This is a genomic window from Streptomyces sp. NPDC047061 (assembly GCF_040643955.1).
Classification (GTDB): domain Bacteria; phylum Actinomycetota; class Actinomycetes; order Streptomycetales; family Streptomycetaceae; genus Streptomyces.
Window position 1 is genome coordinate 177,646 of record NZ_JBEYVI010000007.1, and the last position, 10,901, is coordinate 188,546.

Genomic DNA, 10,901 nt, shown 5'->3' on the forward strand with positions numbered 1-10,901 from the left:
GGCAAACCTCCTGTGAAGCGGCTGGCAGTGAGGTGCACAGGGGAAAGCGGCACCGGAACGCGGCCGTCCCATGGCGCGTTCATGCCGCTCGGTGGCGGTTCGCCAGAACCTTACGCGTGAGTAAGTTACTCGTGATAGCAGCCGGTAGGTTACGGTTCAGTAATTTGACGGCCTGTCTAGCTGGGAGGTGCGGCGGTCACCGACCGTCGGACAGGCGAGCCTCTGACGTGCGTGTTCTCGGGCGCCGGCGGCGCAGATCGCGCGTGCGGCGGGCTCAGCCGGCGACGGGTACGGCCCCGATCCCGGGCGGCATGTTCAACGGCGTGACGACCTGGATGGCCGAGGGCAGGGCGGGGCCGTCTTCCGGGAGCGCTTTGTGGGCCCGCATGATGATCTGGCAGGCGCGGCGCATGTCCTGGCGCAGGTCGTGGTGGAGGACCGCGGACAGGCGGCGTTCGGTCAGCAGGCGGGTGTTGTCGTGGTCGAGATCGTGGGCGACGAACACCGCGCAGGCGCGTCCGAGGGCTTCGAAGGCCTCCAGGGTGGCGCGGTTGCCTCCGCCCACGGAGTACACGGCGACGATGTCCTCGTCGTGCCTGAGCGCGTCGAGCACGAGGTCGTACTGGGTGGCGTCCAGGCCGTCGCTGTCGGTGACCTCCACCAGCATCCGCCGCGGCTGGTCGACGCGCATGGCGCTGCGGAAGCCCATCTCGCGCTCCTCCTCACCGCGGAAGGATCCACGGCTGATGGTGGTGAGCACGTTGCCCGGCCGGTCGCCGAGCCACTGTCCGAGGAGGTAGGCGGCGGTGGCGCCGGCCGCGCGGTTGTCGATGCCGACGTAGGCGAGTCGGGCGCTGTGCGGCAGGTCGGTCACCAGGGTGACGACGGGGATCCCGGCCGCGACCAGCCGCCCGACCGCGGCCGCGACCTCCGGTACGTCGGGGGCCTTGAGGATCACGCCCTGCGTACCGCGCTCGGCGATCTTCTCCAGGGTGGCGACCAGGTCCTCCGGCGGGCAGGTCTCGCGGAAGTGGAACCGGGAGCGCACGACGGCCGGGTGCAGGGCGGGCAGTTCGGCCTCCAGCGCCTCGCGAACGGCGGTGGAGAACCGGTCCGGTGCCTGCATCACGATGTCGATCATGAACGTACGGCCGCCGATGCGGACCTGGGTCTGCTGGCGGTCCAGATCCCTGATGGCCTGGTGGACCTCGCGGACGGTGCCCTCCCGGACATTGCCCCGCTGATGGAGGACACGGTCGACGGTGGCTGTGCTCAGCCCCGCCTGACGGGCGATTTCCCTGATCGTATAGGGATGGCGCATGAGGGACCCCGGTAGACGGTGATGGACTTTTGATGCACTGCTGAGGATTGAATGATGGGTTCGGGTTCTCAACACTGACAGAAGAACAGGCACGGCGAAAGGACCCGGATGCCCTCCCAGGCCACGGCACGACGGACTCGGCTGACCGAGGCCGACTGCGACCTCGACGCGTTCCGCTCGCTCGTCGAGCAGGAGACCGACGTCGCCGATCACCCCTCGGCGGAGTGTGTGGAACAGAACGTGCCGCTCTACCACAGCGACCGGCTCCGCACCCTCGCCGCCACCGCCGACGGACGCCTCGAGATCCAGGACGAGCTGGTCCGGGCGCTGCTCGACGGCCCCGGTGTCGTCGTGCTCAAGGGCGCGTTCGGCGACTTGGACGTCGTCGACCGGGCCACCGAGGCCTTCGCCGCGCTGATCGAGGAGGAGCGGGCGAGCGGTACCGCCCGCGGCGACCACTTCGCCAGGCCGGGCACGAACGACCGGGTCTGGAACGCGCTGGACAAGATGGCCCTGCGGGGACCGGAGGCGTTCGCCGACTACTACGCGAACGACATGCTGGCGCTGGTCGCCGAGGCCTGGCTGGGCCCGGCCTACCAGGTGACCTCACAGGTCAACGTCGTCAACCCGGGCGGTGCCGCGCAGAGCGTGCACCGGGACTACCATCTCGGCTTCCTCTCCCAGGCGCGGGCCGCCGCCTACCCGGCGCACGTCCACCGCCTGTCACCCGTCCTCACCCTCCAGGGCGCGGTGGCCCACTGCGACATGCCCGTGGAGTCCGGCCCCACGCTCTACCTGCCGCACTCGCAGAAGTACGAGCCGGGCTACCTCGCCTGGCGGCTCCCGGAGTTCGTCGAGTACTTCGACGCCCATCACGTCCAGCTCCCGCTGGAGAAGGGCGACGCGGTGTTCTTCAACCCGGCGCTCTTCCACGCCGCCGGGCACAACCGCTCCACCGGCATCCGCCGCATGGCCAACCTGCTGCAGGTCTCCTCCGCCTTCGGGCGGGCGATGGAGACGGTGGACCGGGAGGCGATGGCGAACGCGCTCTTCCCGGTGCTGCTGCGCCGCAAGGCCGAGGGGGCCTCGGAGGACTGGCTGCGCCGCGTGGTCGCCGCCACCGCCGAGGGTTACCCCTTCCCCACGAACCTGGACCTCGACCCGCCGGTCGACGGTCTCGCCCCGCCCTCCCAGGCGGACACCGTCTGGCAGGCCGTGGCCGAGGGCTGGACCCCCGACCGGCTCCGCAAGGAACTGCAGACCGGCGCCCAGCGCCGCCAGAGCTGAAGGGAACACCGCGAATCATGGGACTGCTGGAGGACAAGGTCGTCCTGGTCAACGGCGGCAGCCAGGGCGTCGGCGCCGGCATCGTGCGGGCGGCCGTCCGGGAGGGCGCGCAGGTCGTCTTCACCGGGCGCCGGGCCGAGGTCGGCGACAAGCTCGCCGCGGACACGGGCACGCGCTTCGTACGCGCGGACCTGGCCGACGCGGCCCAGGCGCGCGACAGCGTCGTACAGGCCGTGGATGCTCACGGGCGTATCGACTGCCTGGTCAACGCGGCGGGGCTGACCTCGCGCGGTTCGCTGCTCGACACCACGCCGGAGCTGTTCGACCAGCACATGGCGATCAACCTGCGGGCGCCGTTCTTCTCGATGCAGGCTGCGGTGACCGACATGCTGGCCCGCAAGGCGCCCGGCACCATCGTCAACATCATCTCCAACTGCGCCCACGGCGGGCCGCCGTTCCTGGCGCCGTACTCCGCCGCCAAGGCCGGCCTCGCCGGGCTGACCCGCAACGCCGCCTACGCCCATCGCTGGGACCGCATCCGGATCAACGGCCTCAACATCGGCTGGACGGACACCGAGGGCGAGGACGCCGTCCAGCGTGCCTTCCACGGCGCGGGCGACGACTGGCGGGAGAAGGCCGCCGCGGCGCAGCCCATGGGCAGGCTCGGCCAGGTCGACGAGATCGCCGACTTCGTGGTCTTCCTGCTGTCCGACCGCAGCGGGGTGGTGACCGGCTCGGTCATCGACTGGGACCAGAACGTCCTCGGCGGCCTGGACTGAGCCGCTCCGTCTGTCTGTCAGCACCAGGACGGCGCAGCCTCAAGCTATGAGCAGGCGGAGGCCGAGATCTGCCGTGTCGAGGTCGGCGAGGTCGCTGTTGCGCTCGGCCCATCGGCCGGAGCCGAGGTCGTCCCCGAGGCTTCGCACCGCCCGGTGCTCGGCCTCCGGCCCGACCCTCGTCCACACCGACATCGCGCGGCGCACGTGATCCTCCAGATACCCCCCGGGCCGGCGCCAGTACGCCTCGAACAGGCCGTCAGCGCAGTCCCACGGGACGGGTACCGGCTCAGCCCGGGCGCCGATCGTGCCGGCCATCCCGGCAAGCGAGGGAAACTCTGCGAGGACGGCGGCGAACTCGGGCAGGTAGTCGCGCGTAAGCCAGAACCGGTCCTGCCATCCGGGCTCGTCGGTGTCGAAGGTGAGCACCACCACGCGGCGGGCCACGCGCCGCATCTCGCGCAGCCCGGCCATCGGGTCCACCCAGTGGTGAACGGTGGACACGGCCATCGCCACGTCGAAGGAGCGGTCCTCGAACGGCAGGCTCTCCGCGGCGGCGGCCACGCACGGCGCCGAGCCGGCAGGCCGCTGCCCTCGCATGACCGCCGACGGCTCCACCCCGGTCACGTCGCGATCAGCAGGCTCGTAGGAGCCGCTGCCGGCCCCGACGTTCAGCACCGTCTGCGCGTCGCCGAACGCGTCCCAGATCTGCGCGGCGATCCGCGGCTCGGTACGCCGTGTCGCGGGGTAAGCTCCGCCGATCGCGTCGTACAGCCGTGCACCGACCATCTCCAGCTGCTCCACCGGTGTCACCCCCAGTTCCTTCGCCCGAACCTCGAGTTCTCTGTCGATGGCCGCCACCATGGCATCAGCGCGATCACGCCGATCCAGCAGCAGGCCGCGCAGTCGCCGTAGGCGCGCGATCGTGTCGGTGGACGGGTCGCCGACCAGTTCCGCAACCTCCCGCAGCCCGAAGCCCAACCGCCGATAGGCCAGCACCTCGCGCAGCCGCTCCACGTCGCCCGCCGAATAGGCCCGGTACCCGGCCGCGGTCCGCGCCGACGGCCGAACGAGCCCGATCTCGTCGTAGTGATGCAGCGTACGGACGCTCACTCCGGCCAGCTCGGCCACGTGTCCCACGGTCCAGTGATCCTCCACGGCACCGACTGTGCAGCCTGACGCCACGTGAGGGTCAACGGCCTCACTCACGCGCCGAGAGCCGAACGCGAAACAGCCCTGGAGCACGGTGCCCATCCCGGAACGGCTCCCGAAGTCGCTCCGAAATGACGCCGTGGGGTCCGTCACCCGGTCAGGGCCATGTTGTGCAGGCGGGCGCCGGGAGACCGGGCGGCCGTCACCCTCGACACGGGTACACGGGTGCGCCCCGCTCGCTCTGTCACTTGGAAAGACCGGAATTCGCGGCGTGCGGGCGCCTACGCGTCGTCAGTCACCGGTATCGGCGCTCCGGTCGGTCACATACTGCAGTGCGGCGTCGAGGATGCTCCGGGAGAGAACCGCGTCATCGCAGGCCCGGGCGAGCAGGAGGGCGCCCACGAGGGTGGACAGTTCGGCAAGCGCGGCTGTCCGGTCTGCCTCGCCGTCGTTGCTCGTCGTACTCAGTTGCTGAAAGGCCTCGACAAGGTCTTGAAGTCCTTCGGTGAAGGCGGCGCGTATCGGAGCACCGGGCTCGGCCCGTGCGGCATCGCCGACGAGAGCGGCTGCGGCGCAGCCGAAGGCGGGGGCGTCGCGGTGGAGCTCGGAGAGGTACGTCTCGATGTAGGTGGTCCTGGCCGAATGCGCGCCGGTCGACGGTGCCGTGTCGGCAAGTTCGCGCATCGCGCGGCGGCGTTCGCCGAATGCCGCGGCGAGGGCTTGGCCCATCAGGTCGTCCTTCGAGGCGACCTCGCCCGCACCGTCCTGGACGGCGTCGAGCGCGGCGAGAGCGAGGTCCTCGTCGACGACTTCACCCGCAAGATCAAGTCGGCCCTCTCCGGTCCGGTGGAAGGTCTGACCATCCCGCTCCCCGGCTGACTGCCCGGCCCGTCTCCCTCAGTCGGGCAGCCCCCAGAACGATCCGTGCAGGCCGACCTCGGCGAAGTAGGCGCCGGCGGCGGCCTCGGAGCACGGCCGGTGCGGGCGAAGCCGTTGTACACGGCCAGGCGGACCCGTTCCGTCGCCTGGAGAGCCGCCGTGCCCGCTGATACGTTCCCGGTCATTCCTGTGGTTCCTCCGCCGGTCGAGACGCTGGTGTCCACGGTGCACCTCGATGGCGTCCGAGGGCTTGAAACGCTCGTGCGACACAACGGGGCGCGGCTACCGCGGACGCACGGAGTAGGTCAGGTGCGTCACCCGCGGCGACGGCTCCGAGCGGACCGGCTCCAGCGCGATCCTGGACGCGTCCACGCCGTCGAACAGGCGGGTGCCGGCGCCGAAGAGCACCGGTGACAGGGTGATCGAGAACTCGTCGACCAGGCCGGCGTTGAGATACTCCACGATCGTCGCGCCGCCGCCGGCGATGCGGACGTCGCGGTCACCGGCGGCGGCGCGGGCCTGGTCGAGGGCGTGCTCGATGCCGTCGTCGACGAAGTGGAACGTGGTGCCGCCAGGCCGCTCCCACGGGTCACGCTCGGTGTGCGTCACGACGAAGACCGGGGTGTGGAAGGGCGCCTCCTCGGGCCATGACCGCTCGCCGAGGTCGAACATGCGCCTGCCCATCACACTCGCGCCGGAGCGCTCGAACGTCTCCCGCGCCATGTCGTTGTCGCGGCCCTCCTCGCCGCCCTCGCCCAGCTTCAGGTTCTCCCGGAAGAATCGTAGCGGGAACACCCACTGCTGCAGCTCCGTCCACTGCGCCAGCCAGCGCCAGCCAGCGCCAGCCAGCGCCGGACGTCCGGGTCGTCCTGCCTGCCGGGCGAGAAGAGCTCGTCCTGCGCGGGCACGGGCTCGGGCGCGATGAAGCCGTCCAGCGACATGGACACGCTGAAGAACACCTTCCCGGCCATCAGCCCGCCGCCCCCTTCCGCGCGAGATCGGTGACGTAGGCCGCCAGGCTGCTCAGGGTCTGCTCGCCGCCCTCGACCGCGTGGTACTTCTCGACCGCCTCGTCGCGCAGCTCCCTGGTGGGGAACAGCGTGCGCATCACGAGCCGGGTCGCCGCGCCCTCCGGCGTGAAGGTCAGGACCGACTCGAAGGCGTTCGGGTCGTCGCGAAACTCGCCGTGCAGCAGCTCGATCCGCTCCGGCGGGACGATCCGCGTCCAGCGGATCCACTCGGAGTAGTCGGTCCCGTCCGGCCCGTGCAGCACGAAGACCCACTCCCCGCCCTCGCGGAACTCGAAGGACCGCGTGGTGGTCGTGAACCCCTGCGGACCCCACCACCGCGACAGGTGCCGGACCTCGGTGAACGCCTCGAACACCAGCTCTCGCGGGGCGTCGACGACCCGGGAGATCACGATCTCCCGGTCGGCCGTCGCCGGCTCCGCCCGCGTCGTCTCCTGCCTTGCTCCTGCCATCGGTCAGTCCTCCTGCCGTGTCTGTTTGAGGTCCTGCACATAGGTGTCCAGACGGTCGAAACTCTCGGTCCAGAACCGCTCGAACCCGCCGACCCACTCGTGGATCGGCCGCAGTCCGCGGGCGTCCAGGCCGTAGAGGCGCTGCTTGCCCACCTCGCGGACCCGCACCAGCCCCACCTCGCGGAGCACCCGCAGGTGCTTGGATGCCCGCGGCTGGCTCATCCCCAGCTCCTGGGCCAGATCGGTCACCGGCCACTCACCCGCCCGCAGCAGCGCCAGGATGTCCCGGCGCTGCGGCTCGGCGATCGCGTTGAACGCGTCCGACGTCGTCGCTGCTCGTGCCATGGCAGCCATCGTATTCCCATATCGGAATGCGTCAAGCCGGTGGGGGAGGGGGTGCGAGGTGCGGGAGCCTTCGGGGTGTCGGGGGGGCGCGAGACTGCTCGGTCGTATCGGCGCGAGCGCGAGGCTGCTCGGTGGCATCGGATCGCCTCCGCAGCCCGAGGCCGTATCGTGGCCTGCTCCGGTCGTGTCCGCGCCGTGAGCTGGGTCATACCCTGAATTCGAGGGGTCCCTCATGTTAGCGTGGAGGCATGAGCCAGCAGCACGTCCTGTCCGCGCCCCCGGCCAAGCCGTTGCGCCGTGACGCGCAGCGCAACAGGGACGCGATCGTGGCCGCTGCCCGCAAGGCCTTCGCCGAACAGGGGCTGGACGCGTCCCTGGAGGGTGTCGCCCGTGAGGCCGGCGTCGCGATCGGGACGCTCTACCGGCACTTCCCCCGCAGGCTTGACCTGGTCGAAGAGCTTTTCACCGCGAAGTTCACGGAACTGCTGGCCGCGGCTGAAGAGGCCGCGGCCATGGACGACGCCTGGGAAGGGTTCTGCCACTACCTGGAAAGGCTCTGCGAACTCCAGGCCTGCGACCGTGCCTTCAACGATCTCGTCTCGGCGCGGCTGCCGCTCCACGCGCTCGGCAGGGGGATGTTCGAGCGCGCGGAAGAACGGGCCGCGCAGATCTTCCGCAGTGCCCAGGAGCAGGGCGTCCTCCGTGACGATGTCGCCCCGGAGGACCTGGCCTTCGTGATCTGGTCCCAGGCCGGGATCATCCAGGCCACCCGTGCCGTCGCCCCCAACGCCTGGCGCCGCCACCTTCACCTGCTGCTCGACGCCTTCCGGGCCCAGTGTGCCCACGAGCTGCCGGAGCCGCCGCTGACTCCCCAGCAGGTCGACCAGACCCTCACCACTCTCGAGTGCCCCGAAGAGGAATGCCGCGAGTGCCACGAGGAGGCATGAGCCGCGGCGGGTGACGTCGCCGGGCGGCAGGACACACGGCGAGCCCGGTGCCGCAGTCGGCACCGGGCTCCGTTCGGATCCGGACGGGTGTCGCCGTCCGGCCCGGTCGTTCAGTTCCCCGCCAGCAGCTGCGCCAGCTCGGCGTCCAGGTCGAGCCGGTCGGATTCGGCTCCCGTCGGCACCGCGGACCACGTCTCGCGCAGGAAGGAATCCACGCCCCGCGCGGGGAACCCGAGCAGGGCCGATCCCGCTGGCGTCTGGAGGGCGATGAACACCACGTCGTGTCCTGCGTCGACGGCCGGCCACATGTGCACGTCTCCCTGCCCGGTGCGCTCGGTCAGAGCCAGGGCCAGCATGTCGCGGCCGAAGAACCACTCGACCGTCCGCGCCTGGCCCGGAGGGTGGAAGACGGCACGGACGGCATAGGGGTCATCCGTCTCGTACCGCAGCGTCGCACGCATCGGCACCGACAGGTCGTCGGACAGCACAAGCCGCGCGGGCAGCTCGTACGCCACGGTTCTGACCGATCTCACTGTCCCTCACTCCTGCATCCCGCCCGCCCGGCACCGCGATCGCTGCCCGGGTGCTTCGAGGCAGGGGATGCGGTGGACTCGCCGGCGTCCGAGGGCGAGAGAAGGGCACGCGGTTCCTGTGTGTCGCCCTCGTTCGGCCGGGAGGCGATTTCGTCGGGCCGGGCCGGCATCAGGGCTGCTGGTACCAGGCGAGCTGGTCCAGGTACCAGCGGTCGCGGTCGACGCCGTACCACGTGGTCGCCTCCGCCCGGTGGTGCGCCGCGTCCTGGGCGTACGGGTGGCGATCGTTCGAACGTTCTTCCTGCGTGCGGTGGTCGTTCCGGTCGTACCGTTCGTCTCGGTACGACTGGTCGTCGCGGTGGCCGTCGCGGCTGTCGTGACCGTCGCGGTCGTTGCCGGTGGTGAAGGCGGTGATGGCGGGCCGCGGGTGCTCCGCCGGTCCCGAGGACGTTGCCGCCGACGCCGAGCTGCCGGTTCCGAGAAGGGCTCCGCCTGCCAGTGCCGTCGAAGCAACAGCGATCGAGACGCGCCTGATCCACCTGTTCATGGTCATTTCCTTGTGGTGTGCCGCGATTCCGCCGAGGTGGCGGCCGCTGTGATGTCCGTGTTGTGCGATCCGGATCCTCCGGGTGCCGACCCGTGGGGGCATCCGGAGGGGGCCCTCATGTTCGGCGCTGCCAGCGTAGTCGAGGGGGGCCTCATGTTCACGGTGAAGCCCATCACAGCACGTCGGAGGGGGGAGGGACGCAGACGAGCGGTACGAACACATGCGAGACGGCGGGCCCTGGGCCTGACCGCTTCGACGGACATCCGGGAGCACACCCGAGGCCAACGCGCGGGGCGGTCGCCGGGCCGCCGCCTCGTGAAGGCGCGAGGTCAGGAATCGCCCTTACGCAACGACGCGATGAGGCGGTCGAGGTCCCCACGCGCCGTGTAGGTGCGGATCGGGTCGATGTAGTCGCGTGACTCGACGATCCGACCGTCCCGGACACGCATGACGAAGACGCAGGGCACCTTGGCCGTGGAGCCGTCCGGCTGTGTGAACTCGTAGGCGAACTCGGCGACGATCACTTCGGGATCGGCGGTCTCGTGGACGACGACATCGGCGACCCGTCTCTTCGGCAAGGACTCCCGAACTTCGGGCGGCACCGTGAAGTGCTCCCGGAGCGCCTGCCGGCTCGTCAACGGCTCGGACTCCGGTGTCGCCATCGGGTGCCGGACATCGGTGACGTCGCTGTAAAGGTCGTGCAGCTCCTGGGCGTTCCCGTCGGCGACTCCATGAACAAGCCGGAGAAACACCTCGCGCGGACTCGGGCTCATGTGACCTCCTCAAGTGATGCGCACAACCGTCCAGCGATCATTGTGGCGTGATGGGGGCCTGTCTGGCGGACCGTTTCGACCAGTGCGCCCCTGCCGGGCGAGCCCCCGGCACTGCCAGGCGGGCAGCGGCGCCCTGCCGCACGGCAGCGGGCTGTCGGCCGAGGGGACCTGGCCGCCGAGTTCGGCGTCAGCGGACAGACGGTGCGCGAGTCGATCCGGGCCCCCACGGCCATGGGGCTCGTGACCTCCAAGCAGGAGAGCGGCACCTTCGTCACGGCACAGGGCGACAGTCTGACCGCGATGTCGCTCGCCTCCGTCATCCAACTGGAGAAACTGGGGCCGACGGACGTGCTGGGGGTCCTGGGCGCGCTGCTGTCGCACGCCGCCTCGCTCGCCGTCACGCGTGCCTCTGACGCGGACCTGGCCGAGTTCCGGGAAGCGGCGGAGCAGGTGCCCGCGGCGGAACTCCGGGAGACCGCCGTGAATCTGAAGCACTTTCTGCAGACCCTGGCCACGATCAGCCACAACCCGCTGTTGGCGGTGCTGTGTCGCTTCCTGATCGACATCCAGGTGGGTCTCGCCCTTGAGATGGGCACCGAGCGGCCCAGCGCATGGATGAAGGCGACGGCTCCGCTCCAGGACGACAGGATGGCCGCCGTCGCGGCACTGGAGGCACGCGACGTGACGCGGGCGGTCCTGTGCACGCAGGCCTGCCACGACCACATGGTCGACCTGATCGGCAAGGCCGCCCGATCGAGGTCGGTCCAGCCCGCCGACACCGGGTTCGCCCGACTCCTCTCGCAGCTGTCCGCGGCTCAGAAGCAGCTGCTGAGCTGATCTCCCTCCCGGAACGCCCGTGTT

Annotated in this window: 14 protein-coding genes; 5 read left to right on the plus strand and 9 right to left on the minus strand. The window is 70.5% G+C overall.

The window, feature by feature from the left end; translation table 11 throughout:
* Positions 1-274: 274 nt before the first annotated feature.
* Positions 275-1,321 carry a LacI family DNA-binding transcriptional regulator gene (locus ABZ887_RS14225; RefSeq protein WP_361287820.1) on the minus strand — a complete coding sequence of 349 codons (1,047 nt, stop codon included), beginning with the start codon at positions 1,319-1,321 and terminating at the stop codon, positions 275-277.
* Positions 1,322-1,429: 108 nt separating this feature from the next.
* Here ABZ887_RS14225 and ABZ887_RS14230 point away from each other — a divergent pair, with 108 nt between their 5' ends.
* On the plus strand, positions 1,430-2,608 hold the full coding sequence (locus ABZ887_RS14230; protein ID WP_361287823.1) for a phytanoyl-CoA dioxygenase family protein: 1,179 nt from the start codon (positions 1,430-1,432) through the stop codon (positions 2,606-2,608).
* Between the two features lie 17 nt (positions 2,609-2,625).
* A complete protein-coding gene (locus ABZ887_RS14235; protein WP_361287826.1) occupies positions 2,626-3,387 on the plus strand; it encodes an SDR family oxidoreductase in 762 nt (253 codons plus the stop codon).
* Positions 3,388-3,426: 39 nt separating this feature from the next.
* On the opposite strand, the gene ABZ887_RS14240 is transcribed toward ABZ887_RS14235, so the two are convergent.
* Positions 3,427-4,524, minus strand: coding sequence for a MerR family transcriptional regulator (locus ABZ887_RS14240; RefSeq protein WP_361288045.1), 1,098 nt, complete (start codon positions 4,522-4,524; stop codon positions 3,427-3,429).
* Positions 4,525-4,827: 303 nt separating this feature from the next.
* Positions 4,828-5,265, minus strand: coding sequence for a hypothetical protein (locus ABZ887_RS14245; RefSeq protein ID WP_361287829.1), 438 nt, complete (start codon positions 5,263-5,265; stop codon positions 4,828-4,830).
* On the opposite strand from ABZ887_RS14245, the gene ABZ887_RS14250 reads away from it, so the two are divergent.
* Positions 5,257-5,415 carry a hypothetical protein gene (locus ABZ887_RS14250; RefSeq protein ID WP_361287832.1) on the plus strand — a complete coding sequence of 53 codons (159 nt, stop codon included), beginning with the start codon at positions 5,257-5,259 and terminating at the stop codon, positions 5,413-5,415. The genes ABZ887_RS14245 and ABZ887_RS14250 overlap by 9 nt on opposite strands.
* Before the next feature lie 282 nt (positions 5,416-5,697).
* On the opposite strand, the gene ABZ887_RS14255 is transcribed toward ABZ887_RS14250, so the two are convergent.
* The 3 genes from ABZ887_RS14255 to ABZ887_RS14265 all read right to left on the minus strand — a co-directional run bounded on the left by ABZ887_RS14255 (position 5,698) and on the right by ABZ887_RS14265 (position 7,240).
* Positions 5,698-6,210 (minus strand): dihydrofolate reductase family protein, encoded by a 513-nt coding sequence (locus tag ABZ887_RS14255; RefSeq protein WP_361287835.1) that lies wholly within the window; start codon positions 6,208-6,210, stop codon positions 5,698-5,700.
* Between the two features lie 175 nt (positions 6,211-6,385).
* Entirely contained in the window at positions 6,386-6,895 is a 510-nt protein-coding gene (locus ABZ887_RS14260; RefSeq protein ID WP_361287838.1) for an SRPBCC family protein, read from the minus strand.
* Between the two features lie 3 nt (positions 6,896-6,898).
* Entirely contained in the window at positions 6,899-7,240 is a 342-nt protein-coding gene (locus ABZ887_RS14265; RefSeq protein ID WP_361287841.1) for a metalloregulator ArsR/SmtB family transcription factor, read from the minus strand.
* 248 nt (positions 7,241-7,488) lie between these two features.
* Between ABZ887_RS14265 and ABZ887_RS14270 the strand changes: the two genes are divergently transcribed.
* On the plus strand, positions 7,489-8,187 hold the full coding sequence (locus ABZ887_RS14270) for a helix-turn-helix domain-containing protein (RefSeq protein WP_361287844.1): 699 nt from the start codon (positions 7,489-7,491) through the stop codon (positions 8,185-8,187).
* Positions 8,188-8,297: 110 nt separating this feature from the next.
* On the opposite strand, the gene ABZ887_RS14275 is transcribed toward ABZ887_RS14270, so the two are convergent.
* The 3 genes from ABZ887_RS14275 to ABZ887_RS14285 all read right to left on the minus strand — a co-directional run bounded on the left by ABZ887_RS14275 (position 8,298) and on the right by ABZ887_RS14285 (position 10,040).
* A complete protein-coding gene (locus tag ABZ887_RS14275; protein ID WP_361287847.1) occupies positions 8,298-8,720 on the minus strand; it encodes an SsgA family sporulation/cell division regulator in 423 nt (140 codons plus the stop codon).
* A gap of 169 nt (positions 8,721-8,889) precedes the next feature.
* Positions 8,890-9,267 carry a hypothetical protein gene (locus ABZ887_RS14280; RefSeq protein WP_361287850.1) on the minus strand — a complete coding sequence of 126 codons (378 nt, stop codon included), beginning with the start codon at positions 9,265-9,267 and terminating at the stop codon, positions 8,890-8,892.
* A 329-nt stretch (positions 9,268-9,596) separates the two neighbouring features.
* The gene (locus ABZ887_RS14285) at positions 9,597-10,040 is read right to left on the minus strand and encodes a nuclear transport factor 2 family protein (RefSeq protein ID WP_361287853.1); all 444 of its coding nucleotides are present in this window, start codon (positions 10,038-10,040) and stop codon (positions 9,597-9,599) included.
* A 168-nt stretch (positions 10,041-10,208) separates the two neighbouring features.
* Between ABZ887_RS14285 and ABZ887_RS14290 the strand changes: the two genes are divergently transcribed.
* Positions 10,209-10,877: an FCD domain-containing protein gene (locus ABZ887_RS14290; RefSeq protein WP_361288048.1), complete on the plus strand. Its 669-nt coding sequence runs from the start codon at positions 10,209-10,211 to the stop codon at positions 10,875-10,877.
* Positions 10,878-10,901 lie beyond the last annotated feature (24 nt).